The sequence below is a fragment of the Aequorivita marisscotiae genome (genome assembly GCF_029814825.1).
In the GTDB taxonomy this organism is placed as follows: Bacteria; Bacteroidota; Bacteroidia; order Flavobacteriales; family Flavobacteriaceae; genus Aequorivita; species Aequorivita marisscotiae.
Window position 1 is genome coordinate 1,013,763 of the sequence record NZ_CP122379.1, and the last position, 26,965, is coordinate 1,040,727.

The window sequence follows — 26,965 nt, forward strand, 5'->3', positions numbered from 1 at the left end:
TGCTCTTTAAAATGTAGTAGCCTTTAAAACCTTTGGTATTTTTTCGCTCATTGTAAGTAGCCATTTTAATTGTTCTCTAACCAGATGGGCTTCTTCCAATTTTGAGACAAAGGCAGCAGATTTTTGTATCTTTTCTACTTCTGTAGGTTTTAGGTTATTACCGAAAGTTGCTTCAAATAAATCCTCAAGATTGTGGGAGTCTTCCAAAGTTTCAGATACGGTTTTACTCTCCAAAATTGATTCTGCCAACAATAGATTTTGAACTATTCTTGAAGCGATGGTATTAAAATTCTCCGAGGCTGGAGTAGTTGGGTTGTTTATAATATAGGTACTCAAAGAGGCTAATGACGCTAAAAAAGTGTGATTAAGCATGGCAATTTCGTATATTTTATCAATATTTTTTCGTCGGGATTTTGGCTCCTGGGTCATACGTTGAAATGCCGAACTTAAGTCTGACATTTCTAAGAATGCTTTTTTTCGTGCTACTTTATAATCATCAGATACATCTCCTTTATTATTATAAAAAGCTATAATTTCCTGTAAATAAATACGATTAGCTTTTACGGTTTCTACTAAGGTATTTTGCAGACTGTGTATTTCCCACGCGGGCCAAAGCAGCAAATTACCGAGGGTTGCCAAGCCGGCTCCGATTATTGTGTCTGTTACGCGAAACTGGATAACATTAAAAACATCTGGGCTAAGCAATGCATAAATAAAAACCACACTTAAGGTAATAAAGGTGGCTGAAGCTTTGTAATTGCGTTGTACCATTGAAAAGGCAATAACTAACGAGGTTATGGCTAAAATGCCATAAACGGTGGTATTTTTGGTGATTAAAACAATTGCTACCGCCAAGGCTCCGCCAATTAACGTACCAATAGTTCTTTCCTTTGAACGCGTTTTTGTTAGCCCAAACGTAGGCCGCATGATAACGATTAAGGTTAGTAATATCCAATACGGATTTTGAACCGCAAAAACAATTCCCACGGCATACCCAATCATTGTCATAGTAGCGAGCCGAAGTGAATGTTTAAAAATGGTAGACCGTAGATTAAAATTTTCGACCAAAATTTCAAAATCGTAATTTTGTTTGGTTAAAAACCTCTTTGCGTTTTCACTTTTTATAAATGGAATTTGTTGGCGATCCGGATTGCCGAGCAACCATTCTATCTTTTCTATTTTTTTTACTTGCTCTTTTTGATATTTATAAAGGTTTCGGAGCATTAATAAATCATCAGTATATCCATCTTCTGAAGCAAAAACATCGTCTTTTACTCTTTGTAAAAATGATTCGATACTGTGGTTTTTTCGAAGTCGTTTCGGTTTCGAAAGAAAATTAGAAATTACCCGTAACCTATCGCTCATTGCAAATAACAAACCTTGGAAATCTGCTAATTGTTGCGGTTTCTTTTTAAAGAGCGCATCGGTTTTTGAATAATTTACCGGATTGGCCATAGCTAGCTCAAGCATATCTACCAATTGTACAAAAATGAGCATTCTTTTGCCTTCGTAATCAGATTTTCCCGATCCCGCTCTGCTCGAAATTAATATATCGCGTAGGGTTTCGTGAATGGAGGTAAGCTCTGTTTGAGTATTTAAAAGTTGTTTTAGCAACTCAGACCTGTCATTATTTTCTACAACCAATTCGCCACGGGTATGTAAATAATCTGCGGTAAGCCGAAGTGTTTTTGAAAGATAATATTCTGTAGCAGCTTTCGGAAAAATATATTGTCTGAGCAAGGAAAGCCCAACGTACCATAGTCCGCCAATACCAATTAAAAGCGATCTTTCATAAGGTTGCATATCTACTGAAACGTTCGAAAAACTTAGCACCAGAGCCAAAAGACCTGAGAAGCTAATAAGCGATGCCCGAAACCCATAGATTGAAATATATGAAATGAAGAACATTAATATTCCCAAAATTGGAAATAGAAACCACAACGAAAGATGTAAATAGCCTCCTATAAAACTAACAAGCATTGCGAGCAAAGTAGCCAATAAAAGACCAGTTATTTTGTGTCTGATACTGCCGCTAATATCACTGGGCGAAGCGAGCATTGCGCCAATAGTAATTGTAATTCCTATGGAAAGAACGTTAAATTTAATGCCAAGAAGTATAGGCACAGTAAGTGCAATTCCTAGTAAAATAGCTCTCGAAAAATCGGTACTACTAAAGTATTCCGAAAGATCTTTGAGCGATTCCTTAACGATGTTTTCAGAATTTTTCAAACGGGTTAAATTGGCTAGCAGCAAAGATATTCACTACATAATGCAAGTTCGTTAATCTTTTCAAAAAAGAAAATTTGTTATTGTTTTATTAAATAAAAGTTTGGAGTGGTTGTTTGTGTTTTAAAGTATTAAATTTAAGCAAATCACAAATTGCCTTACTATGAAAAATAAAACTATATCACTGAAAGAACGACCAAGCGGAAAGCCTACTCTAAATAATTTTGAAATATCTGAAGAAGAAGTGCCAAAACCAAAGGATGGGGAGCTATTATTACAAGCAAAGTACGTTTCTGTAGATCCGTATTTGCGGGGTCGGATGCGCGATCAAAAATCGTACATTCCGCCGTTCGAGCTTGGTAAACCGTTAGAGTCTGGCATTATTGCTGAAGTTCTGGAATCTAACAACAAAAATTTTACGAAAGGCGAATTCGTCAATGGAATGCTTCAGTGGAAAAAATTTCAAACTTCAAACGGAAATGGACTTAATAAAGTTGACCGAAAACACGCTCCCCTAAAAACCTATTTGGGCGTATTGGGATTAACTGGTTTAACGGCCTATTTAGGATTGGAAAAAATAGGAAAACTTCAAAAAGGTGAAACACTGCTAGTATCTGGAGCTGCCGGTGCTGTAGGAAGTGTGGTGGGACAAATAGGAAAAATAAAAGGCTGCCGTGTTGTGGGCATAGCTGGAAGCGAAGAAAAAATTGATAGAATTCAAGAGAAATTTGGGTTTGATGCTGCCATTAATTACAAGACTACAACAAATATTAATAAGGCGGTTGCGGCTGCCTGCCCCAATGGCGTTGATGTTTATTTTGACAATGTTGGTGGTGAAATTTTAGATGCCGCACTTGTAAATATGAATAGGTACGGAAGAGTTATTAATTGCGGTGCCATCTCACTTTACAATAAAACTGAAACACCAACTGGACCCCGAGTTGAACCGCTACTTATTAAAAACAGTATTTTAATGCAGGGTTTTATTGTACGCGATTTTGTAAAAGATTTTGGTCCTGCCCAAAAACAACTTGCAAAATGGATGGAGGAAGATAAACTCACCTATTTGGAAACCGTTGTTGAGGGTTTTGAAAATATTCCACAGGCTTTTATAGATTTATTTGATGGTAAAAACAAGGGAAAAATGATTGTTGTAGTGTAAAATATAATGTACGTATATAAACTACATTAACGGTGTAAAAGGTCTAATTCGTTTCATGTTTATATCATACCCGCGATTTAAGAGTAAAAACGTAAAAATTGGTTACGTCCAAAATTCACACTTTTATCGCTAATTTTTTTTATTAAAAAACGAAAGAAAATAAACGTTATTTGTTGCGAGCGAATCGCGATGATTAAAAAAGATTGTCTGCGCGTTCCAATGGCTTTCAATAAGATAATGGTCACCTTTAAAGTAGCTTTGTATAATTGATACTTCAAGCTTGGTTTTTTTGTCAGAAATATTTAATTGATGTGGAAAGACAACTATTGTTTCATCAGTTTTAGTTTTACAGAATAATTTTTTTGGAAGAATATTCGCCTCGCCAAAAAATCCCGCTTGATATTCGGTTTTAACATTATTATAGATAAATTCAGGGGTGCCGAGCATTTCATTGGAACCATCTTTCAACATTAAAATTTGATCAGAATATGCCAAAGCTTCATCACTTTCGTGGGTTGCGGTAATGCAACTAATCTGCTTTTCTTTTAAGTAATTATAAATTTTTCGCTGAAGTTTATTCTTTCTAAAAGTATCAATATTGCTGAAAGGCTCGTCCAGTAAAAGAATTTCGGGTTTGTTTGCCAATGCTTTTGCCAAGGCCACCCGTTGTTTTTGACCGCCACTAAGATTTTTAACCAAAGTATTTTTAAAGGCTTCCATTTCTACCACTTCAAGCAGAGTGTTTATTCGCTGTGTATCTTTTTCCTGATTTAGGCCAGAAAGATGCGATGCTAAATTTTCGGCTACCGTGGTAAAAGGCATAATATTAAATTCCTGCGCTACAAGTTTCATAAACGTTTCACCCGGAATAAGCGTTTTTGTTGGTCCGAGTAATTTTTTCCCATTGTAAAAAATACTTCCGAATTCTAAATGAAGCAATCCGTAAATAAGATGCAAAACGGTAGATTTTCCGCAGCCGCTTTCTCCGAGTATGCTGAGGTGCTCACCGGGTTTTAACGTGAAATATATGTTTGTTAATATTGTTCTTTCGGAATAGGAAAAGGAATCTATTTCAACTTTTAACATCGCCCAGGTTTATTTTGCTATAATTCCCTTGCTATTAACTACTGGCAGTTGAACCGTCTTTTCTTCAGCAATACTATTGGGAGCAAAGGTGAATTTTCGTTCTAAGAGTAAATTTTCAGCAAAGAAGGTTACCAAATATTCATTGGTGAATGCTAATACTTCATCTGAGATAAATTCTATTTTAATCGCGGATTTTGGAGCTACATTGCCTAAGTTGCGGCGTAAGGTGGTTGTTTTTTTATCTGCGTTATTTCCCCGAGAAAGTACCAGAACGGTGTCAACCTTTTCTTCGCGATTGTTTATAAAATATACGTTCCACAGCGCTGCCAAAATAGATTCATCCCATTCGTTTATGGCAACGATATAAATGTTTTCAGCTTGCGGAATTACAATATCTTTTTGCATAGCTAATCGTCAATTTTCCACATAATCCAAACTGCTAAAAGGGCAATTGCTGCAACTCCCAATAAAATGGAACCGATTATAATTTTAATTGCCGCAATTACAAAAGTTAAATATGCAACGGTTAAACCAACAATTACAAGGAGCGCGATGATAAAATATTTTTTCATAAACTGAGGGTTTAAATACTTGCGAAATTTATAATGTGTAAAAATGTTAGTTAAAGCACACTTTTAAATTGGTCTAAAAAGCGAACGTCGTTTTCGCTGAACATTCTAATATCTGGAATTTGGTGCAACAACATTGCAATTCGGTCTATGCCTACGCCAAAAGCAAATCCGGAGTACACTTCGGGGTCAATGCCGCAATTTTTAAGAACGTTGGGATCTACCATTCCACAGCCACCAATTTCTAACCAGCCGGTTCCTTTTGTAATTTTATAATCTGTTTCGGTTTCCAAACCCCAATAAACATCAACTTCGGCGCTGGGCTCAGTAAAGGGAAAGTAGGAGGGACGAAGACGGATTTTAGATTTTCCGAACATTTCAGTAGTGAAATATTGCAGCGTTTGCTTAAGGTCTGCGAAGCTTACACCTTTATCAACGTACAAACCTTCCACTTGATGAAAAAAGCAGTGCGAACGTGCCGAGATAGCTTCATTTCGGTAAACACGACCGGGCGATATTGTGCGAATTGGCGGTTTGTTGTTTTCCATATATCGCACTTGAACAGACGAAGTATGGGTGCGCAGCAAAACATCCGGATTGGTTTGCACAAAAAACGTGTCCTGCATATCGCGGGCGGGGTGATATTCCGGTAAATTTAAAGCAGTGAAGTTATGCCAGTCGTCCTCTATTTCGGGACCTTCAGAAACATTAAAACCAATGCGTAAAAAAATATCTATTATTTTGTTTTTAACAATAGAGATAGGATGACGTGCACCTAACGGAATAACTTCACCCGGTCGGGAAAGATCGCCGTAAATGCCTTTAACTTCTGTGCTGTTTTCGAGAGCTTCCCTTAGCGAATCTACTTTGTTTTGGGCTGCATTTTTAAGCGTGTTTATAACTTGCCCAAATTCTTTTTTCTGGGCATTGGGCACATTTTTAAACTCGGCGAAAAAGTTGTTTAAAATTCCTTTTTTGCCCAAATATTTTATGCGGAAGTTTTCTATTTCTTCTTTATTGGTGGAAGAGAAATCCTGTACTTCGGCTATGTGTTTTTTTAGTGTGTTTATCATTACTAAATTTTCTAAGGAAAAATATTTTAGTTAATTACATTCTTTTCAACAAAATACTGTACAATAGCCTCTTTCATTAAAACGCTTTGTTCGCCAGCTTTTAATGGTGGTAATTGTTCTAAAACAATGTAATGCGGCCAGCCTTCATCGTCAAAATAATCAAACTTGTAATAGCCATACGGTTCAAGAAGGCGGCAGATGGCTATGTGCATTAAGTTTAATTTTTCGTCTTTTTTAAACTTTCGGTGAACTTGCCCCAATTCCTGCAAACCAACCAAATAAATTATAGCGTCCAAATCTAGAGTATCTCCATCGGCAAAGCGGTTGCTAAGTAGCTTTACCACTGCTTCCCACTGCATTTTTAATTGTTCGTCTCGTGCCATTTTAATACAAAAATTAATTTGCAAAGATACTGGTTTAAAATTTCAAATAGCAAATATCAAAATTTAAAGAAATAGCAAAAACGAAGGTTGTTTTAAATGATTATGATAGCAAAATGATTTTATAATCAATTTAGAAGGTTTTGTTTTAAAATCGCCAATTTTTAATTCAGAATTTTGAAAATGGTATATTTATCAAAAATTTAAAAACATGAATACTATCGACATCGTTCTTGGAATTATTTTAATAATTGCCTTTTTCTTAGGCTTTAGAAAGGGAATTTTAAGATCGTTAGCTTCGTTAATTGGTCTGGTGGCAGGGGTTTATAGTGCCATGTTTTTTTCAGATTACGTACGTGTTTATATTGAAAAATGGTTTAACTGGAGTGAAGATTTAACCAGTATAGCCTCTTTTTTAATCACGTTTTTTTTAATTATGTTCCTCTTTGCCCTGCTTGGAAGACTATTAACAAAGATGGCTGATTTTGCAATGATGGGTATTGTAAACAAACTTTTTGGCGGAGTTTTTAATGCGCTAAAATATGCCTTTTTGGTAAGCGTGGTTTTTATGTTTGTAAATGCATCTGAAGATTACCGAATTCTTTCGCCCGAGCAACGAGACGATTCTATTTTATACACTCCCGTTGCTGCCATGGCACCGGCTATTCTTCCTGCAATAATGAAAGAAGTGGATGATTTAAATATTGAACTTCCAGAAATAAACACGCCACTAGAAAATGAAACGGTTAAAGATAGTATTGAGTAATCGCTTTACAACTGTTTTAAATCTGTGGCAGGAATCCAGCCGTCTTTGCCGTCGGCGAGTGTAATGCGATACCAATTGCCATCCTGGGCAGCAATTTGAACCTTTGTGCCTTCGTGAAGGGTAAATGCTGCGCTGCTCCCCATAGATGGTTCGGTTTTTACTTCAATTTCACTTGCAAAAATTATGGCGGGTTGTTTATTGGTGAAATCGGCATAGGTAAAAAATGCCATCGTTAACGAAGCAACCAAAAATATTCCCGCAACCATGGAACTGGCAAATAGCAAACGCTTTCTTTTTTCGATATAAGCGAAATAGTAAAAAAGAAACAGAGCCACAAAAAGGATTGAAAAAACTACTGCCAGGATTGCCCACCCATTAAATGTAAAAATTCCTGCAATACTTGAATACCATTTCGAAAAAACGGTTTGGGGCAAAGGTTCTATTGAATCAATTCGCGCGTTTTCGGCAAAGGCGAGATTATTTTTTATGTCGGAATCATTGGGAGCAAGTTGAAGTGCTTTTTCATAATAATACACACTCGGACCAATTTGGTTAAGTTTGTACTGGGCATTTCCTATATTGAAATACAGCTCCGCAGAATGTTGGCCTTTGTCCAAAATCTGCATCCATGCGTTTATGGCTTGTTGGTATTTTCCATTTTTATATAGATGTTTTCCTTGGTCGAAAAGATTTTCGTTTTGAGCAATACTCGAGAAAGAAACGAGTAAAATTAATAGGTACAGCAGCTTTTTCATCTTCTTCATTTTTACTGTATTTGCTTATCAATATTTGAAATTACTTCTACCGCTTTTGAGTAATCTTGTTGCACTGTAGCTTTAGAAGTAGAGGCGTATCGTGCAAATTCGCAACTTTTTAATAAACTGATAAAATCGTCAACTACGGGTGTTTCAACCTGACGTTCCAATAACATATTTGAAATCAGGCTCTTTTCCATTTCTGATGTTTCAATATTCAATTTTGCTTTTAAATAATTATGTAGCGCACGTTCTAAGGCTTCGTAAAAAGCAACTGGGTTTTGCATATTGCGTTTGGCTTCTGAAAGATATTTCTTTGCCAGTTTGTTTGCACGTCTTAATTTATTTCCTTCAACATCATTTAAACGTTGTCTGCGTTTTTTTCCTGCGATAATAAATAATGGAATTAATAAAAACGGTCCGCCCAAAAGAGACCAAAACAATGCCGATTTAAAGAAACTTTGTTGAGTAATAGATTTTAAATTGGCTTCTAATTTTATGTATTTAAAATTATCTTTTGAAAGTACAATTTGTTTGTTACCGTCATTGGTGGTAACCTGTGGCGCGGAGGCAGATAATGGCCCGTTTTCCACTTCAATGGTAAATTCTTTTGAAGTAATGGTTTGGTATTTTTCGGTCTTTGGATTAAAATATGAAAAAGTAATCGGATTTATAGGGTAGGTACCCTTAAATTGTGGAACTATAGTGTACGAATCGGTGATAGAACCTTGCATACCTCCAGCGGTGGTACTTACGTTTTCGTTGTGTTCTGGTTCGTAAACCTCTAACGTATTTGGAAGCTTTATTGAAGGAATGGTAAATAATTTTAAATTTCCTTTTCCCGAAACCTTTATATCTAGTTGTAGCGATTCGTTTGCGTTTAGCGAAGTTTTATTTGTATTTACGTTAAAAGAAAAATCGCCAACCGCCCCGTTAAAACCATCGGGTTTACCATCTAACGGAAGTGGTTTTACATTTATGGTACGTTTTCCTGCAGAAATTGTTTTATTAACGCGCTCCATCAATCTACGGCCAAAAATATCGCGACGATTGCCTTGAACGTCTATGGGAACATCTAGCGTAAGCGGTTCAATTTCTAGCTCGCCAGTTTTTTGAGGATACAGAACTGTGGTTCTTAAAATTACATAGCGGTAATCTTCGCCGTTGTATTTGCCTTCAGAAACTTTATAATTGTTTTGATTGTCTATATTTTGGCTCCAAAAATCGGCGTATTTTGGGGTGTCTATTTCACGCCATTGACTTGTAATACTTACATCGTGCGAAACATATAATTTGTAAGTAACTGTAATGGCTTCATTTAAAAAAGGATTGGCGTTAGACACTTCTGCCACCAAATGTACATTTTCACTGGCTACATATTCGGCGTTATTTCCATCTTTTGGAACGGCAACGGCAGCAGTAACTTCAACTTCAACGGGTAGTGTTTTATAGGTTTCGCCTTCAATTTCAATAGTGGCTTGGCCAATGGTTATATTTCCACGAGTTTGCGGGGATAAAAAATAAGAATAGGTTTTTGAAAAACTTCGTTTACCATTTATCCACGAATTGCTAATAGATTGATTTGGTCCGCCCACCACGCGAAACCCGTTAAAATTTGGCGGTCTAAAATTATCGCCGTCTTGGTTCATTTCAAAATCTACGCGTAAACGTTCGTTAATTCCGAGTCTCTTTTTGCTCACTTTGGCATCAAACTGAACTTGTGCCGTGACGGCCATGCCACACAACACAAACCCTAAAAGGAATAAAAATTTCATCGTCTTCATAATCTACCAATCTTTATCAGATTGCACTTTTGTGCCTTTTTGCTTTTCAGCATTTATTTTTTCCTGTGTTTTTTTCTCTTCGTTGTTCATTGCTTCCAACAGACTTTTTACTTGTTGAGGCGAAAGTTGCCCGGGAACAGGCTGCTGTTGTTGCGGTTTGTCGCCTTCTTCGTCTTTTGATTTATCGGGCTTTCCTTGGTCTTTTTCGTTATCGCCTTCTTTTTTATCCTCTTGCTGGTCGCCCTTATCTTTATCTTCTTTTTCGTCGCCTTTGTCGCCTTCGTTATTTTTATTGTCCTTATTTTCTTGATCCTTGTTTTCCTGATCTTTTTTGTCTTCGTTTTTATCTTTGTTTTCGTCGTTTTTATCTTGCGGTGGCGGCGGGTTTTTTTCCAGCATATCCTTTGCCAGCGCTAAATTATAACGAGTTTCATCGTCATTGGGATTATTTCGAAGTGCATTTTTATAACTTTCCACGGCTTCGGTATATTTTTTTTCATTCATATACGTATTTCCTAAATTGTGGAAAGCCTTGTGTTTTTCGGCCTTACTATCTGCGGTTGCTGCAGCTTGTTTAAATCGGAGCATTGCCTCGGCATTTTTTTCTTTACCGTAATATGCCGTTCCCAAATTGTATTTTGCTGTTTCATTTTTCGGATTTAAGGAAATGGCTTGTCGGTAATCTGCTTCGGCAATCGCAAATTTATCTTTCTGAAGTGCTTGTTGGGCTTCGCTCATAAAATGCTGCGCAGCCTTTATTTCTTTTTGCTGCGCTTGGGTTTGTTGTGCAAATGAATTTAAAGAAAATGCAGCCGCACAAACAATAAATATAATTTGCACCCTAATTTTATTTTGAAAAACTGAATTATCTCCAACCATCATCTTAATTATTTTTCCTTCTCATTAAACAAATTCAACTTTTTAAGCCAAGCAGTTTGTCGTTCTAAAAAGAACACGTCTAATACTAGCAAAAATAATGCCCCGGCTAAAAACCATTGAAATTGATCTTTAAAGTCGGTAAATTGTTTTGCTTCAAATTCTTTTTTATCCATGCCGCCCAAAATGGCTTTTACTCGATCTACCACGGCTTTTGTATTATCGCCGTCAAGATACTCACCATTAGTGGTTTTCGCAATCTCTTTAAGAGTTTCTTCACCTAATCTGCTAATAACTTGTTCGTTATTTTTATCGCGAAGGTAATATTGCAGTACTCCATTGTTTTTAATGGGAATTGGCCCACCTTCAACAGTTCCAACACCAATAGGATATATTCTAATTCCTTTTTCGGCGGCTTCTTCGGCAATTTTGGCAATGTTGCCACCGTGATCTTCTCCGTCTGAAACTAAAAACATAACGCGGTTTGTTCGGCTTTCGTCATCGTAGAAAGTCTGGGCCATTTCAATAGCCTCCGTAATTGCTGTTCCCTGCGATGAAACCATATTGGTATTCATGCCGTTTAAAAATAGTTTTGCGGCAGCAAAATCTGTTGTTATAGGTACCTGCGGAAATGCACTACCGGCATATCCAATAATACCAACGCGATCTCCAGAAAGATTATTTATTATCTGGGTAATGAGTTGTTTTGATTTGTCTAATCGGTTGGGGGCAATATCCTCAACAAGCATACTTTTTGAAACATCTAAAGCGAAAACGATGTCCACACCTTCGCGTTTTACGGTTTCGAGTTTGGTTCCAATTTTTGGGTTTACCAATGCAAAACTCATACAGGCAATAGCCAAACAGAGTACCAAAATCTTTAAAACAGATTTAAAAATGGATCGATTCGGACTTAATTTTTTCAGTAATTCTTTGTCGATAAATTTTTTCTGAACCGATTTTTTCCAAACTAAAAGCAATAGAAAAACCACCACTATCACCGGAATGGCGAAGAGAATGTAAAAATATATGGGTTGTTCTAATTGATACATTTTTATAAAAATCCTTTAAATATGGTTATTCGCAACAAAAACTCAAAGCCAATTAAAATCAGTCCAAAAATCACCCAGGGGCGAAACATTTCGTCGTAATTTGTGTATTTGAATTCTTCGATATCTGTTTTTTCAAGTTTGTTTATTTCTTCGTAAATCTCTTCCAGTTTTGTATTATTGGTGGCGCGGAAATATTGACCGCCCGTTTTTTGGGCAATTTCTTTTAGCAAGGCTTCGTCAATTTCAACCTGCACATTTCCGTATTGAAATCCACCGTCGGGACGGATACCAATTGGCGACATGGCCATTCCGTTGCTTCCCAGACCAATGGTGTAAACTTTTATGCCAAATTCTACAGCCAATTCGCTTGCAATTCGCGGATCTATAAAGCCAGAATTATTTACGCCATCGGTTAATAGTATAATTACTTTGCTTTTTGCGCGGCTATCTTTTAATCGGTTTACGGCCGTTGCCAAACCGGAGCCAATTGCCGTTCCTCCTTCAATTGTAGTGTTATAGCTCATGCTTTTTAAAGAAGACAGAACTATGGTTTTATCGCTGGTTAATGGGGTACGGGTGTAACTTTCTCCGGCGTATTCAACCAAACCAATCCGATCGTTGGGGCGGCTGTTTATAAAGCGCGCCGCTACCGTTTTTAAAGCCTCCAATCGGTTGGGTTTTAAATCGCGTGCAAGCATACTTGCCGAGAGGTCCATAGACATTACAATGTCTATTCCGCGAGTGGTTTTTGTTTTTGTAGATTCGTCTACAGTTCGAGGTCGCGCCATGGCAATAATTAATGCCGAAAGTGCCACAAGCCGTAGTGCAAAAAGTATGGGTTTTAATTGTGCCAACCAGTTTTTACCGGTTTTAAATCCTTGAATACTCGATATTTTTAATGAAGCAGTTTGCTGCTTTCGTTTCCATAAATACCATAGCACGAGCACTGGAAGTATAAGAAACAACCAGAAAAACTGCGGATTTACAAATTCGAAATTACTGCCCATCATTTTTTGCTGAAATTTCAAGCTCTATGGAAGCTTCAATTCTTTTTAATATTTCTTCGGCGTATTTGCCATCGTTTTGATATACTATCAAAACCTCCTGCAAACCGTTTTGCTGTGCAAAAAGCAACAATTCATAGGTGCTTTTTTCTTTTAAAACTTTATTGTCCGAAACTTGTACGTTGAATTCGCCATAAGCTTTCAAACCTTTTATTCCTTTTTCGGTTTCAAAATCGTCGCGTTTTACAATCATATTTTTAGCGCCACTTTGTTCCAAATCGTCCAATACTGCATCTAAAGCCGAATCTAAAGCAATGTCTTGTTTTTGGTTAAAACGCATTGTTGAAACCATAATGTACAATGGCGAATTCATTTGGCCAAAAGTGAAAATGTCTCTTCCACTTACTGTGCTTTTAGAAGCGTTTGTAACGGGTACTTCGGCTCTAATTAGCACTTCGGGTGTTTCTAAAATTACGGCTGGACTTCCATATTCGCTTTTTACCCATCGGCCTTCGGCAAGTTCGCGCATTTGGTTTCCTAATACTTTATCTTTTAAATTATCGAAACCAGTCACTGCTCCGTAAATTGTACCTGCCAAAATTACTGCTGCAACAACTCCAGAAATTCCTAAGATCCATTTTCTGCGTTGGCGTTTTTTGTGCAGTTTTTCCAGGTATTCTTGATTTTTTAAAAGCTCTTCTTCCGTAGGCTCAGGAACAGCTTCGTGTGTTTCATTAATAATTTCTTCAATGGTTTTTCTATCAACTTCTGCTTGCCCAGATTCTTGATTCATCTTTGCAAACTTGACCAGATCGGCACGCTTAAATATTGAATCTAATTTACGGATGGTTTCTAAATCGAAATCGAAACTTCCCGCGTCTTTATGCATCATTAGCCGGGTAATAAGTTCGTCGCTCGTACTTTCCAGCGCCGCTTCGTCCACTTCTCGATCTAGATATCGCTTTACGATTATGGTGAGATTACTGTAATATTCCTTGTTTTTATTTTCTTTTAAAAGTTGACTGTTGTCTAGCGTTTTTAAGGCTACAATTGCTTCTTCGTAAGGCGGCAATTGCTTCTGTGCAGCATCTTTTCGTTTTTTCCTTTGAAATAAATAAATGGCAATTACAATAATTAAAACAATAGGAACGAGCCAATACAGCAACAATAGCCATTCAAACCGAGGGCCTTTTACTTCAACCGCAGGTTTTATATCGAACATTTTCTGTTTGGTGGTATCAACGGGAACGTCAGCCACTTCAACTTTTATGGAATCTGTTAAAAATGGATTGTTATTTATAAAAATGCGTTGCGGCGGAATGGTGTAATTACCACTGTCAAATTGCGTTAAACCGTATTTTTTTATGAGTCTATATTTGGTGCCTTCAAACGTTGTATCGGTTTTATATGATTCAATCATTTCTAAAGGCGCAAAAGTTTGCTCTTCGGGAAATACAACTACATCAGTGGAATCTATTTGAACATTTATAGTGTAAAGAATTTCTTCCCCAATTTTAATTTTTGTAGAATCAACGGATGATGTTACTTGGGCTGTTGCGAAGAAAGAAAAAAGAAAAAAGAGAATAGAAAACAGAGAATAGCGATTGCGCTGAAATTTTAAATTTCGGTTTTTTAAATTTTTATTTTGTTTAAAGTCTAACATCTCAAATCTCACGTCTAAAATCTATCTTGTCTTAAAATACCCCAACAATTTTTTTACATAACTTTCATCAACTCTACTGCTTAAGGCGCCTGCACCACTTTTTGTAAAAGCCTCAGAAAAGTAATCTACACGTTCGCGGTGATAACTATAATATTGGTTTCGAACGTTTTTGGAGCCAGTGTTTACCAATAAAAGCTCACCAGTTTCTTGATCTTCCATCTGTACCATGCCTAGATTTGGAATGTTTTCCTCGGCTTTATCGTAAACTCTGATACCTGTTAAATCGTGTTTTTTTGCGGCAATCTTCAGCGTATCTCGATAATTGTCTGCTATAAAATCTGAAAGCACAAAAACGATAGCCTTCTTTTTCATCACGCTACTTAAAAATTTTAGCGCATTGGCAATATCGGTTTTGTTGCTTTTTGGCTTAAATTCAAGTAATTCGCGAATAATTCGCAATACGTGCGATTTTCCTTTTTTGGGTGGAATGTAAAGTTCAATTTCATCTGAAAAAAGAATCAAACCTGTTTTGTCATTATTTTGCATTGCTGAAAATGCCAAGGTTGCGGCTATTTCAGTAATAATTTCATTTTTAAATTGTTCTTGTGTTCCAAAAAATTCGGAACCGCTAATATCTACCATTAGCATTAACGTAAGCTCGCGTTCTTCTTCAAAAACTTTTACAAAAGGTTCATTGTAACGTGCGGTAACATTCCAATCTATATTCCGAACATCATCGCCAAACTGATATTGGCGCACTTCGCTAAAAGTCATTCCGCGACCTTTAAAAGTACTGTGGTACTCGCCTCCAAACACGTGATCGCTTAAGCGTCGTGTTTTGATCTCGATTTTCCGTACTTTTTTAAGAAGTTCTTTAGTATCCATTTCTGTGTAGTAGCCAGTTGGCAGTTACAGTTGGCAGTATAAACAGATCGCTTTTAGTTAATTAGCTTACTGCCTTCTGCCACTGAACACTGCATACTTTTTTAAGGTACTTCAATTACATTTACAATCTTATTGATTATATCTTCTGAAGTAATGTTTTCAGCTTCTGCTTCGTAGGTAATTCCAATTCGGTGGCGAAGCACATCGTGTACAACGGCCCGAATATCTTCAGGAATTACGTAACCGCGACGGCGTATAAAAGCATAACATTTAGCAGCAATTGCAAGGTTGATGCTTCCTCGTGGTGAAGCGCCAAAATTAATAAGTGGCTTTAAATCTGAAAGTCCAAAATTTTCCGGTGTTCTTGTGGCAAAAATTATATCGAGTATATATTTCTCAATTTTTTCGTCCATATAAACCTCGCGAACGGCCGCCTGTGCTCTAAGTATTTGCTCTACGCTTGCAACTGGATTAATTTGTTCATAAGCGCCTTTTAAATTTTGGCGAATAATTAATTGTTCTTCTGCAATTTGCGGATATTTAATGACGGTTTTGAGCATAAAACGGTCAACCTGCGCTTCGGGCAATGGGTAGGTACCTTCCTGCTCAATTGGGTTTTGCGTTGCCATTACCAAAAATGGTTTATCGAGGGTAAAAGTAGTTTCGCCTATGGTAACTTGTTTTTCCTGCATTGCCTCCAAAAGTGCAGATTGTACCTTTGCCGGAGCCCTGTTTATTTCGTCTGCGAGTACAAAATTTGCGAAGATGGGTCCTTTTTTAATGCTGAAATCATTCACCTTCATATTGTAAATCATAGTTCCCACCACATCTGCAGGTAGCAAATCTGGCGTAAACTGAATTCGGCTAAAAGTACCGTGAACTGCTTTGGCAAGTGTATTAATAGCAAGTGTTTTTGCTAGGCCGGGAACCCCTTCCAAAAGAATATGGCCCTGCCCCAAAAGGCCAATTAAAAGCCGCTCCACCATGTGCTTTTGGCCCACGATTACTTTGTTCATTTCCATTGAAAGGATATCCACAAAGGCACTTTCCCTTTCAATTTTTTCGTTTAACGCCCCAATGTCAAAGGTCGAATTTGTATTTTCCATATTGTATTTAGATTCAATGTAGAATGCTTTTTAAAAAGTGGATGCAAATTGTGCATTAATTGCTAAAAAGCCTGTTAACAATTGGTTAAATTAAAAAAAGTGGAAACTTAAAGTTTTCTTAGCAATTGCAGGCATTTGTTAAGATTTTTAATATTGAATAAAATGGTGTTTCAAATATTTCAGAAATAGTACTTTTAAGGAAAGTTTAAGTTTAGCACAATAATAATAAATAGCAGGATAAATAAGATGAATAAAACAGCATTTATAACTGGCGCAACTTCTGGAATTGGAAGAGCCACAGCAAATCTTTTCGCTAAAAATGGTGTAAGATTAGTGCTTTGCGGAAGAAGAGCAGATAGATTAAAAACAATTTCGGACGAGCTCTCTGCATCAACTGAAGTTTACACTTTAAAATTTGACATTCGCAATAAAGAAGAAGTTTTTTCGGCTGTACAATCGCTTCCAAAGAATTTTTCTGAAATAGATATTTTAATAAACAATGCGGGCAATGCGCACGGACTAGACTCCATTAACGATGGCAATACAGACGATTGGGATGCTATGTTGGATATTAATGTGAAGGGTTTATTGTATGTTTCTAAAGCTATTGTTCCAAAAATGATAGAACGGAAAAGGGGCCATATTATAAATATTGGCAGTACCGCCGGAAAGGAAGTTTATCCTAAAGGCAATGTGTATTGCGCCAGTAAACACGCCGTGGACGCCATAAACCAAGGTATGCGATTAGATTTAAACGGAAAGGGAATAAAGGTAGGTGCCATAAACCCCGGCTTGGTAGAAACGGAATTCAGCGAAGTGCGCTTTAAAGGAGATTCGGAAAGAGCCGAAAAAGTTTATCAAGGTTATACCCCATTAAAACCCGAAGATATTGCCGATATTATTTGGTTTGCCGTAACCCGGCCACCGTACGTAAATATTGCAGATTTAACCGTTATGTGTCTCGACCAGGCTTCTTCTACTATTGTGAATAAAAATTAAATTGTCTCCTCGAGCGCAGTCGAGGGGTTTGCGAAATAGCACTATTTTTCTATTTAATATAGGTCTCGACTGCGATCGGCCTGACATTTAACCAAATGATCAATAAAAGACTTCTTATCAAAAACCTGCTCGCCCATAATGACGAAAGCAGTTTCTATGATAAAAAGCGAAAAATTGATCTCGGCACTAAAGAAGGAAAAGCAAAATTCTTAAAACATATTTGTGCACTAAGTAATAGCAATCCGGCAAATAACTCGTTTATCGTAATTGGCGTTGAAGATGAAACCAACGAAATAAGGGGCGTAGATTTTTTTGACGATAGTAAAATTCAAAATTTGGTGAACGCTTATCTTACCCACGCACCATTGATTATTTATGAAAATGTGGCTTTTCCCAATTTGCCTTCAGATAAAGTTGTTGGGTTGGTTACTATTAGACCGAATGGCAAAATAACCTCCTTGCGCAAAAACATTTGGAAGTATTGGGGCGGGTCTATCTTTCTTCGCGATGGCAGTATTTCCATGCCAAAAGATTTCGATATTGAAATAAAGGATGTAAATTCTGAAATCGTGCGAGCTATTGAAAACGCTGCAAAAAACAATATTCAACTTACCCTGGACGGCGTAATGGATTTTGTAACGCACCGGCATAAAGATTTGGAAAACCATTACAAGGTTTTTAAGGAACAATTTGTGGTATGTTGGGCAGGAAATCCGAAGAAACTAAAGGACAAAACTTATTATTCGCGTGTAGATATAGAACTTATTAACGAACAAGTTAGACTGTTTTATTCGGCTTTAGATGAAGTGAGTATTGAATTTACCGATGATTATTTTAAAACAGTAGAATACGTACACTTAGGTCTGAATGAACAATTTAAATATTATCCGTTAGAAGAAGTTACCATCAGTTTTTATGAAAACGGCTCCTATAATATAGATTCCCAGTTAATATTTGACCCGCCAAAATTCAACAAAAAAACGCTGTATCATATTTATAATGCGAACAACGCGGTGCTTGAAAAACTGAAAAAGAAAATTCCACTAAATGCTTCCGAAGTAAAAGATTTGCGAAATCTTCCGTCAACATATTTAATCTGCTATTTAAACAATTTTGAAGAGGCCAAAGACAAGTTGCAGGAGGCCAAGGAATTTTTAAGAGAATACGATGAGGAAGCCTATCAACTTTCAAAGGAATCATTGCGGATTTTACGGAAGGTGAGTTATAATTGATTGCGAACATGTATTCGTTCAGTAGAAATTTTAGTCCAACGGATTTATAAAATTATTAACTATTTCAATTTAGATATTCCTTATATTTTCAAAATGAAAACGGTTGTCATAGGAGACATACACGGAGGTTTTAGAGCCTTAAAACAATTAATAGAGCGCGCCAATCTTCCCTCCGACACAAAATATATTTTTGTGGGCGATTACGTGGACGGTTGGAGTCAATCTGCCGAAGTTATTTCGTACCTAATAGACTTTTCGCAAAAGTACGATTGTATTTTTCTTCGCGGAAACCACGATGAGTTGCTTTTAAATTATTTGCGTACAGGTGATGACAATCCAATGTGGCTCAGCCAAGGAGGCCAAAGTAGCGTTAACAGTTATTCAGAATTGTCTAAAACAAAGAAGAATATCCATCTTCGGTTTTTAGAAAATCTTCAAAATTATTATATCGATTCTGAAAACCGTCTTTTCTTGCACGCCGGATTTACCAATCAGCACGGGCCTCAAAACGAGTATTATCCAAATATGGTTTATTGGGACCGGACTCTTTGGGAAATGGTCTGCGCAATGGATTCGTCTATTTCCGAAAACGATGATAAATACCCAAAGCGATTAAAACTTTTTAAGGAAATTTTTATTGGTCATACACCCACCATTCGCGTAGGATATGACAAACCCGCTAATTTCGCCAATGTTTGGAATGTAGATACGGGTGCCGCTTTTAGAGGAAAACTCTCAATGCTCGATGTAGATTCTAAAGAAATTTGGCAGAGCGAGCCGGTATTTAAGTTATATCCCAATGAATTTGGCAGGAATTAATACTTCTTTATAATAATTTCCGCAGAACAGTCCCTATCTTTGTAATTACCTCTTTATAAAAATATCATGGCACTTAAAAACATACGACTTGAAGTAATGCGAACTCTTGAAAAAGAAGTTGATAGCTATATAAACCAATACCTTATTCCTGTTGAGGAAATTTGGCAACCTACCGATTTACTTCCTGATTTTCAAGGAGAAAATTATATGGAAGAGGTAACCCAAATACGTGAAGAAGCTAAAGAGCTGGGGTACGATTTCTGGATTGTATTGGTAGGCGATATGGTCACGGAAGAAGCTTTACCTACCTACGAAAGTTGGTTGATGGACATGGAAGGGGTGGACCAGCACGGCCGAAATAGTTGGAGTAAATGGATTCGGCAATGGACCGGCGAAGAAAATCGTCACGGCGACACCTTGAACAAATACTTGTATTTATCTGGAAGGGTGAATATGAGAGAAGTTGAAATAACCACTCAACACTTAATCAACGACGGTTTTGAAGTAGGAACAGGTCGCGATCCCTACAGAAATTTTATTTATACCAGTTTTCAGGAGCTTGCCACCAATATTTCGCACAATCGTGTGGGCAAAATAGCGAAAAAGAAAGGAAACAAGTCGTTGGCAAAAATGTGCAATCTAATTGCCGGTGACGAAATGCGCCACCATTTGGCGTATCGTCATTTTGTAAAAACTATTTTTGAATACGATGCCAGCGAAATGATGATTGCTTTCCAAGATATGATGCAGAAAAAAATTATTATGCCCGCACAGAACCTTCGTCAAAGTGGCGGCAAAATGGCATCGGCTTTTGATGATTTCAGTAACGCAGCCCAACGTTTGGGTGTTTACACTACTTTTGATTATATTGATATTCTCGAAAAATTAAATGCCCATTGGGAAATTTCAAAAATTAGTAATCTTACTGATGAAGCTGAGAAAGCGCGTGACTATCTGTTGAAACTACCATCGAGAATGTTACGCATTGCTGAAAGAATTAAAATTCCAGAAGATGCAAATCGATTTAAATGGGTTGAGCCGAATGGGGTGGTGTAACCCCCTCCCGACCTCCCCGAACGGGAGGAGATTGTAACTCAAGAAAAAACCTCACAGGTCTCAGAGACCTGTGAGGTTTTTTTCGTACCCACAGCATTTCCCCTACCGGGGTTAGGGGCTATTACAAATCAAACTTAATTCCCTGCGCTAACGGTAGCTCAGTAGTGTAGTTTATTGTATTGGTTTGTCTACGCATATAAATTTTCCAAGCATCACTTCCACTTTCGCGTCCGCCACCGGTTTCTTTTTCGCCACCAAATGCACCGCCAATTTCGGCACCGCTGGTTCCAATATTTACGTTTGCAATTCCACAATCTGATCCTTGAACAGATAAGAAATGTTCTGCTTCGCGTAAATTGTTAGTCATAATCGCAGAAGATAGCCCTTGTACAACTCCATTCTGCAATTCTAGAGCGTTTTCAACATCTCCGCTGTATTTCATCATATACAATACAGGTGCAAATGTTTCGTGTTGTACTATTTCATAACTGTTTTCTGCTTCGGCAATTGCTGGTTTTACGTAGCATCCGCTTTCATATCCTTCACCTTCCAGAACGCCACCTTCAACTATAATCTTACCACCTTCTTCTACCACTTTATCAAGAGCATTCTGGTAATTTTTAACAGCATCTTTATCAATAAGTGGCCCCACGTGATTGTTTTCATCTAAAGGATTTCCAATTCGAAGTTGGTTATAAGCTGCAACAACAGCATCTTTAACCTGATCGTAAATGCTTTCGTGAATAATCAATCTTCTAGTAGATGTACAACGTTGTCCTGCAGTACCAACAGCACCGAACACGGCTCCAATAACGGTCATTTTAATATCTGCATCTGGCGTTACGATTATTGCATTGTTTCCGCCCAGTTCAAGAAGCGATTTTCCCAAACGCGCTGCAACAGCTTGCGCTACAATCTTACCCATTCTAATAGAACCCGTTGCCGAAACTAAAGGTACGCGCTTGTCGTTGGTCATTAATTCGCCAACTTTATAGTCGCCGTTAATCAGGCAAGAAATTCCTTCTGACAAATTATTATCGGCAAAAACTTTAGCTGCAATTTTTTGACAAGCTACGCCTGTTAGAGGTGTTTTTTCTGAAGGTTTCCAAACACAAACGTCGCCACAAACCCAAGCCAATGCTGTGTTCCAAGCCCAAACCGCAACTGGGAAGTTAAAGGCAGAAATAACTCCTACCACTCCAAGTGGGTGATACTGTTCGTACATTCTGTGTCCCGGACGTTCACTGTGCATAGTTAAGCCGTGAAGCTGACGAGAAAGACCAACTGCAAAATCGCAAATATCAATCATCTCTTGTACTTCACCCAAACCTTCTTGGTAACTTTTTCCCATTTCATAAGAAACTAGTTTTCCTAACGGTTCTTTTAATCTTCTTAACTCTTCACCAAATTGACGAACAATTTCGCCTCTTTGCGGTGCAGGTTTTACTCTCCAATCTTTAAAAGCTGAAGTAGCCGCCGTCATTACTTTTTCATAATCGTCTTTTGAGGTAGCAGTTACTTTTGCAATTACATTGCCATCTACGGGTGAATATGAAGTTATTTCCTCCCCATTTGAAAACCAATTATTTCCTGTAGAGGTTCCTAGATTTGTATCTTTAATTCCTAATTGTTCCAATGCTTCTTCAATCCCGAAGCTAGTGGTTGTTGCTTGCATATATTTATTTTTTTTATTCCCGCGAAGGCGGGAATCTTATTGATATAGTATCTCCGCCTTTCGAATAACACTTGAGATAAACTTAGGCGGAAAAATTTTAATTAATTATCTAAATTTTCTAAAGATTCCCGCCTTCGCGGGAATTTGGCAAAGGTACACAATGCATTGTAGAATGTAAAACGAAACTATATTTGATTGATGAATACAGAGTTAATCTTGTATAAAACGTTTATCGACTTCCATCACCGTTCCGCATTTGTCGCAAGTGCGAAGTTCTTCGCTTCCGAAGAAATGTTTAAAATGCTTCAAAAAATCTGTTTCAATATTATTTAAGGGAAAGTAAACTTCGTATAATTTATTGTTACAATTGTCGCAAAACCAAAGCAATCCATCTTTTCCTTCTAAATCGGTACGTTTTCTTTCAATTACCAAACCAATTGAACCGGCACTTCTACTAGGAGAATGTGGCACTTTTGCGGGATGTAGATACATATCGCCGGGACCGAGTTCCATTACTTTTTTCTCACCGTTTTCCTGAATTGCAACTTGAATATTTCCTTCAAGTTGGTAAAAAAGTTCTTCAGTTTCGTTGTAGTGATAATCTTTTCTGGCATTGGGGCCGGCGACGACCATTACGATGTAATCATCAGATTCTACGTATAAATTCTTATTGCCAACGGGTGGTTTAAGTAGATCGCGATTTTCTTTTACCCACTTAGTTAAGTTGAAAGGTTTTTTAATAGTCATTGCCGTATTTTTAATTGTTACGTAAAAATACGGCAAAATGAGCTAATAGAAAAAGGGAAGTGAGGGTTACTTTCTGTAAAAGAGTTGGGTAAAGTATGTGCGGCCTTTAGGGCACTTCATCACGCCAAATCCAGTGTGTGTGTAGTTGCCTTCAATAATAGCTTTATGTCCAGGACTTTTCAGCCAAGCGTTTACTACATCTTCGGCAGTATTGTAGCCGTAAGCTACATTTTCGCCAACCACTTTTGCGTTATCGTGGAATTTTATACCTTCAGAACGGTATCCAAAATTATCGTGATTTATTTGTCCTTTATCAATCATATAATCTGTATGATCTACAGCAAATGCCGAGGCATATTGGCTATCTAACTTAAGTGCTGTAAGCCCAATAGAGGTACGATGGTCATTTACTAACCTTAAAATTTCAGACGACATAATGGCGTCATTTTTTTGAGCCAGAGCTAAATCTATATCGTATTTAGCGGCTTCAACTTCAACAGTATCTTCTTTTGAGCAAGAAGTGAAAACGAGGCATGTTAATGCTAATGCAAGTAGGTTGCTTTTGAGTAGGTTCATAATTTTAGGGACATCAAATTTGGGGCATGATGTTGAGACAAATATAAAACAAATATTGAATAAAAATGCTTTTAGTCGTAAAAATATTGCACTTAATCGATAAAAGACAGGTATTTTGTATTTCTTGGATAAAATCGAAATCGGCTTATCTACTATAAACATTATATATTTCACGTATATTAGTAGTAAAATTAAAACATTAGCCATGATTAAAACTTTAACATATTTTATCGCTATTTTTCTGTTTTTAGGTTGTAAAAACGGAAAAAATGACACTTCGTCGATTAATTATCCGTCTAACGACAGCAATAAATCGTCAAAAAACTTTGGAATTGTAATTCACGGAGGTGCCGGAACCATTTTAAAAGAGAATATGAGCGATTCGCTGGAAACCGCTTATATGTTAAAATTGAAAGAAGCAATTAGTACGGGCCACGAAATTTTAAAGAATGGAGGTACTTCTTTAGAGGCCGTTACCCAAACCATAAATATTTTGGAAAACTCTCCTCTATTTAATGCAGGAAAGGGCGCCGTGTTTACCCATACTGGCGCAAATGAATTGGACGCCTCCATAATGGATGGAGCTACATTAAATGCCGGGGCAGTTGCCGGGGTAAAGCATATTAAAAATCCAATAGATTTAGCCCGTGATGTTATGCTAAAAAGTGAACACGTAATGCTGTACGGTCAGGGAGCAGAAGAATTTGCCCAAAGTTTAGGCTATAAAATGATGGATACTTCCTATTTCTATACCCAAAATAGATATGAGTCTTTGCAAAAGGTTTTGGAAATGGAAAAGAGTAAAGACGAAAAGAAGGTTTCTTTTGAAGATCCCTTTATTAAAAATTCAAAATTTGGAACCGTGGGCTGCGCTGCTCTTGACAAAAACGGCAATCTTGCCGCCGGAACTTCAACGGGAGGAATGACAAACAAACGCTGGAACCGCATTGGCGATGCCCCAATTATTGGAGCTGGAACTTACGCGAATAATAAAACCTGTGCAGTTTCTTCAACGGGCTGGGGCGAGTATTTTATCCGTTCTGTTGTTGCTTATGATATTTCGGCGCTGATGGAATATAAAGGAATGACCTTACAGGAAGCCGCTTCCGAAGTTATCCAGAAAAAAGTACCAGCACTGGGTGGTGACGGCGGCATTGTTGCAATTGATAAAGACGGAAATGTAGCGATGGAATTCAACACTGCAGGAATGTATCGCGCCACAATGAATTCTGAAGGTGAATTAATTATTAAAATCTATAAAGAAGAATAAATGGAACCGTATTACGCTGTAATCTTCACTTCAATCCAAACCGAAAATATTGAAGGCTATGCTGAAATGGCAGATTTAATGGAAACTTTGGCAAAACAACAACCAGGTTTTTTAGGGATTTAAAGTGCCCGAAATGAAGTTGGCATTACCGTAAGTTATTGGCAAAGTCTTGAAAATATTAAAAACTGGAAAGCGAATCTTGATCATTTAATTGCACAGAAAAAAGGGCGTGAACAATGGTATTCCTATTATAAAGTGAGGATTTGTAAGGTGGAAAGAGAGTACGAATTTTTGGATAGTGCAAATAAAACCTCAGCTAGTATTTTCTTGCGCAACCTTTTAAAGGTTTTCTTATCTATAAATTATAAAAGTAATTTTTAAACCAACCAAATTATAGATAAAAACTACATCTAATCCTTAATAGTAAATAGATGTTGGTAAAAAACTTGCTTCCAGTAGCTTTTCTTAGCGCAATACTTTTTTCGATTTTATTTTACAAACAAGCCTTAGGGCTTAATCTTCTTATTTTTGAGGCTTCATTTGTCATTTTTCTATTTCTAACAAAACAGGTTAAGTTTTCCAGTAAAATTCAAATAGTTTGCTCCGTAGGATTTTTATTGACAGCTATTTTTACAGTAATTACCCATTCAACTTTTTCATATATAATACATTTCATATCCTTATTGGTTTATGTTGGAATTCTTAGTTATCCCTATGCAAAATCTATCATAAACATTTTTTTCATTTCAATTATTTCAATCTTTCAATCGCAAATTGAGTTTTTCAGAAGCGTAACAAACTCAAAAGTGAAAGGAAAAAGCTTCGGAAAAACTATATGGAAATTCAGAATTTTTATAATTCCCGCAGTGGTTATTTTTGTTTTTGTAGCAATATACAAGGCTTCAAATCCAATTTTCGACAAACTGACAGTAAACTTGGGAAGCGTGTTTCAAAATGCATTGGACTTTATTTTTAGTGATATTGAATTTCTATTTGTTTTAACTTTTTTACTGGGATTATTGATCAGCAATATTCTTTTATTCAGAACAAAGAGCCCTTCCCTTGGAGAAAATGATGCAAAATCCAGCGATTTATTAATAAGAAATAGAAAGAAAAATTCCAGAAGCTTTGGTACAGTAAGTTTAAAAAATGAATTGAAGGCAGCATTATTTCTGCTTTTCATTTTGAACGCAATTTTATTGATATTGAACATCACAGATATTTACTTGGTTTGGTTCAATTTTGAGTGGGACGGACAAACTTTAAAGCAGTTCGTGCACGAAGGAACTTACCTTTTAATTTTCTCCATTTTAATTTCCATTGCAATTGTTCTTTACTTTTTTAGAGGAAATATTAATTTTTACAAAAAGAATAAATTACTTAAAAAATTGAGCTATTTATGGTTGTTTCAAAACGCAATTTTAGCAATATCGGTAGGCTTTCGCAATTATTGGTATATAGAATATTTTTCGCTGGCATATAAAAGAATTGGGGTTGTACTATTCTTGATTTTGACTTTATATGGACTGTATTCAGTTTTTATAAAAATTAAAAATTCGAAGTCTGGATTTTATCTTTTCCGTACAAACGCAATGGCTATTTATATTATTTTGGTGCTAAGCTCCATCGTTAATTGGGACACTTTGATTGCGAAATATAATTTTGCACATGCAGACGAGGCCTTTTTACATTTTGATTATTTGGCAAATTTGTCAAATAAATCCTTGCCCTATTTAGACAAGTCTTTTTCTGAATTGATGAAGATTGAAAATATCCAAAAAGAAAAATTTGCTTTTGAAACTGATTTTATGAACGCTAAAGAATATTATCAACATATTGAATTCAAAAAAACAGTATTTAAAAAGGAATGGGAATCCAAAGGGTTTCTATCTTGGAATTTGCCTGAATACATTGCTTATAATAAGCTGTTTAAATGATCAATAAACAGTCTTTTTTGTTAATTCCATCCCAAATGTTAAATTTTAAAATACGATTATAAAATAGTTGAACGTTAGAAATTTAACCTCCCCACCCATAAAACGTATTTAAGTAATTATTTCAAACAAAACGATTTGGTTTTTGCTTTGCAGCCCAATCATTTTGCCTTATTTTTAAATGCTTTTAACCATCGCTTATGAAATGCCCATCTATAGAATTCAAATCAATTGAAGAAACACAATGCGGCATTCCATCTTCCGCTTTAT

The 26,965-nt window shown here is 36.7% G+C and carries 25 protein-coding genes and 1 pseudogene; 9 read left to right on the forward strand and 17 right to left on the reverse strand.

Annotated elements, in window-relative coordinates; translation table 11 throughout:
* Positions 1–6 precede the first annotated feature (6 nt).
* The gene (locus QCQ61_RS04765) at positions 7–2,229 is read right to left on the reverse strand and encodes an FUSC family protein (RefSeq protein ID WP_279449634.1); all 2,223 of its coding nucleotides are present in this window, start codon (positions 2,227–2,229) and stop codon (positions 7–9) included.
* A 160-nt stretch (positions 2,230–2,389) separates the two neighbouring features.
* Here QCQ61_RS04765 and QCQ61_RS04770 point away from each other — a divergent pair, with 160 nt between their 5' ends.
* A complete protein-coding gene (locus QCQ61_RS04770; RefSeq protein ID WP_279449635.1) occupies positions 2,390–3,388 on the forward strand; it encodes an NADP-dependent oxidoreductase in 999 nt (332 codons plus the stop codon).
* 129 nt (positions 3,389–3,517) lie between these two features.
* Here the strand turns inward: QCQ61_RS04770 and QCQ61_RS04775 are convergent, their stop codons facing one another.
* From QCQ61_RS04775 to QCQ61_RS04795, 5 genes are read right to left on the reverse strand one after another with little or no spacing between them, the layout of a single operon-like run.
* Entirely contained in the window at positions 3,518–4,474 is a 957-nt protein-coding gene (locus tag QCQ61_RS04775) for an ABC transporter ATP-binding protein (protein WP_279449636.1), read from the reverse strand.
* A gap of 9 nt (positions 4,475–4,483) precedes the next feature.
* A complete protein-coding gene (locus QCQ61_RS04780) occupies positions 4,484–4,879 on the reverse strand; it encodes a hypothetical protein (protein ID WP_279449637.1) in 396 nt (131 codons plus the stop codon).
* Positions 4,880–4,881: 2 nt separating this feature from the next.
* The gene (locus QCQ61_RS04785; RefSeq protein WP_279449638.1) at positions 4,882–5,046 is read right to left on the reverse strand and encodes a hypothetical protein; all 165 of its coding nucleotides are present in this window, start codon (positions 5,044–5,046) and stop codon (positions 4,882–4,884) included.
* 50 nt (positions 5,047–5,096) lie between these two features.
* Complete coding sequence (gene pheS, locus QCQ61_RS04790; protein WP_279449639.1) at positions 5,097–6,116, reverse strand: phenylalanine--tRNA ligase subunit alpha; 1,020 nt, start codon at positions 6,114–6,116, stop codon at positions 5,097–5,099.
* A gap of 26 nt (positions 6,117–6,142) precedes the next feature.
* Positions 6,143–6,499: a hypothetical protein gene (locus QCQ61_RS04795; RefSeq protein WP_279449640.1), complete on the reverse strand. Its 357-nt coding sequence runs from the start codon at positions 6,497–6,499 to the stop codon at positions 6,143–6,145.
* Positions 6,500–6,707: 208 nt separating this feature from the next.
* Between QCQ61_RS04795 and QCQ61_RS04800 the strand changes: the two genes are divergently transcribed.
* Complete coding sequence (locus tag QCQ61_RS04800; RefSeq protein ID WP_279449641.1) at positions 6,708–7,262, forward strand: CvpA family protein; 555 nt, start codon at positions 6,708–6,710, stop codon at positions 7,260–7,262.
* Between the two features lie 5 nt (positions 7,263–7,267).
* Here the strand turns inward: QCQ61_RS04800 and QCQ61_RS04805 are convergent, their stop codons facing one another.
* From QCQ61_RS04805 to QCQ61_RS04840, 8 genes are all read right to left on the reverse strand, one after another.
* Positions 7,268–8,017, reverse strand: a complete 750-nt coding sequence (locus QCQ61_RS04805; RefSeq protein WP_279449642.1) for an SH3 domain-containing protein — start codon at positions 8,015–8,017, stop codon at positions 7,268–7,270.
* An 11-nt stretch (positions 8,018–8,028) separates the two neighbouring features.
* A complete protein-coding gene (locus tag QCQ61_RS04810) occupies positions 8,029–9,801 on the reverse strand; it encodes a BatD family protein (protein WP_279449643.1) in 1,773 nt (590 codons plus the stop codon).
* Between the two features lie 3 nt (positions 9,802–9,804).
* Positions 9,805–10,641, reverse strand: coding sequence for a tetratricopeptide repeat protein (locus QCQ61_RS04815; protein WP_279449644.1), 837 nt, complete (start codon positions 10,639–10,641; stop codon positions 9,805–9,807).
* A gap of 47 nt (positions 10,642–10,688) precedes the next feature.
* Complete coding sequence (locus QCQ61_RS04820) at positions 10,689–11,729, reverse strand: VWA domain-containing protein (RefSeq protein WP_279449645.1); 1,041 nt, start codon at positions 11,727–11,729, stop codon at positions 10,689–10,691.
* A 2-nt stretch (positions 11,730–11,731) separates the two neighbouring features.
* Complete coding sequence (locus QCQ61_RS04825) at positions 11,732–12,736, reverse strand: vWA domain-containing protein (RefSeq protein WP_279450229.1); 1,005 nt, start codon at positions 12,734–12,736, stop codon at positions 11,732–11,734.
* A complete protein-coding gene (locus QCQ61_RS04830) occupies positions 12,726–14,396 on the reverse strand; it encodes a DUF4381 domain-containing protein (RefSeq protein WP_279449646.1) in 1,671 nt (556 codons plus the stop codon). Before QCQ61_RS04830 ends, QCQ61_RS04825 begins: the two co-directional genes overlap by 11 nt.
* Before the next feature lie 21 nt (positions 14,397–14,417).
* A complete protein-coding gene (locus tag QCQ61_RS04835) occupies positions 14,418–15,281 on the reverse strand; it encodes a DUF58 domain-containing protein (protein ID WP_279449647.1) in 864 nt (287 codons plus the stop codon).
* A gap of 101 nt (positions 15,282–15,382) precedes the next feature.
* On the reverse strand, positions 15,383–16,387 hold the full coding sequence (locus tag QCQ61_RS04840) for an AAA family ATPase (RefSeq protein ID WP_279449648.1): 1,005 nt from the start codon (positions 16,385–16,387) through the stop codon (positions 15,383–15,385).
* 246 nt (positions 16,388–16,633) lie between these two features.
* Between QCQ61_RS04840 and QCQ61_RS04845 the strand changes: the two genes are divergently transcribed.
* From QCQ61_RS04845 to QCQ61_RS04860, 4 genes are all read left to right on the forward strand, one after another.
* Positions 16,634–17,386 carry an SDR family NAD(P)-dependent oxidoreductase gene (locus QCQ61_RS04845; protein ID WP_279449649.1) on the forward strand — a complete coding sequence of 251 codons (753 nt, stop codon included), beginning with the start codon at positions 16,634–16,636 and terminating at the stop codon, positions 17,384–17,386.
* Positions 17,387–17,481: 95 nt separating this feature from the next.
* On the forward strand, positions 17,482–18,618 hold the full coding sequence (locus QCQ61_RS04850; RefSeq protein ID WP_279449650.1) for an ATP-binding protein: 1,137 nt from the start codon (positions 17,482–17,484) through the stop codon (positions 18,616–18,618).
* 93 nt (positions 18,619–18,711) lie between these two features.
* Complete coding sequence (locus QCQ61_RS04855; protein WP_279449651.1) at positions 18,712–19,437, forward strand: metallophosphoesterase family protein; 726 nt, start codon at positions 18,712–18,714, stop codon at positions 19,435–19,437.
* 66 nt (positions 19,438–19,503) lie between these two features.
* Entirely contained in the window at positions 19,504–20,493 is a 990-nt protein-coding gene (locus QCQ61_RS04860) for an acyl-ACP desaturase (protein WP_279449652.1), read from the forward strand.
* A 121-nt stretch (positions 20,494–20,614) separates the two neighbouring features.
* On the opposite strand, the gene amaB is transcribed toward QCQ61_RS04860, so the two are convergent.
* The 3 genes from amaB to QCQ61_RS04875 all read right to left on the reverse strand — a co-directional run bounded on the left by amaB (position 20,615) and on the right by QCQ61_RS04875 (position 23,491).
* Positions 20,615–22,168, reverse strand: coding sequence for an L-piperidine-6-carboxylate dehydrogenase (gene amaB, locus QCQ61_RS04865; protein ID WP_279449653.1), 1,554 nt, complete (start codon positions 22,166–22,168; stop codon positions 20,615–20,617).
* Positions 22,169–22,378: 210 nt separating this feature from the next.
* The gene (locus tag QCQ61_RS04870; RefSeq protein WP_279449654.1) at positions 22,379–22,915 is read right to left on the reverse strand and encodes a 3-hydroxyanthranilate 3,4-dioxygenase; all 537 of its coding nucleotides are present in this window, start codon (positions 22,913–22,915) and stop codon (positions 22,379–22,381) included.
* A gap of 66 nt (positions 22,916–22,981) precedes the next feature.
* A complete protein-coding gene (locus QCQ61_RS04875; RefSeq protein ID WP_279449655.1) occupies positions 22,982–23,491 on the reverse strand; it encodes a CAP domain-containing protein in 510 nt (169 codons plus the stop codon).
* A gap of 205 nt (positions 23,492–23,696) precedes the next feature.
* On the opposite strand from QCQ61_RS04875, the gene QCQ61_RS04880 reads away from it, so the two are divergent.
* The 3 genes and pseudogenes from QCQ61_RS04880 (at position 23,697) to QCQ61_RS04890 (ending at position 26,698) form a co-directional block, all read left to right on the forward strand.
* Positions 23,697–24,761 carry an isoaspartyl peptidase/L-asparaginase family protein gene (locus QCQ61_RS04880; protein WP_279449656.1) on the forward strand — a complete coding sequence of 355 codons (1,065 nt, stop codon included), beginning with the start codon at positions 23,697–23,699 and terminating at the stop codon, positions 24,759–24,761.
* Positions 24,762–25,052: pseudogene (locus QCQ61_RS04885) on the forward strand (antibiotic biosynthesis monooxygenase family protein); the annotation flags it as partial. It abuts the gene before it with no gap.
* Positions 25,053–25,192: 140 nt separating this feature from the next.
* Entirely contained in the window at positions 25,193–26,698 is a 1,506-nt protein-coding gene (locus QCQ61_RS04890) for a DUF4153 domain-containing protein (RefSeq protein WP_347814825.1), read from the forward strand.
* Positions 26,699–26,965: the final 267 nt, after the last annotated feature.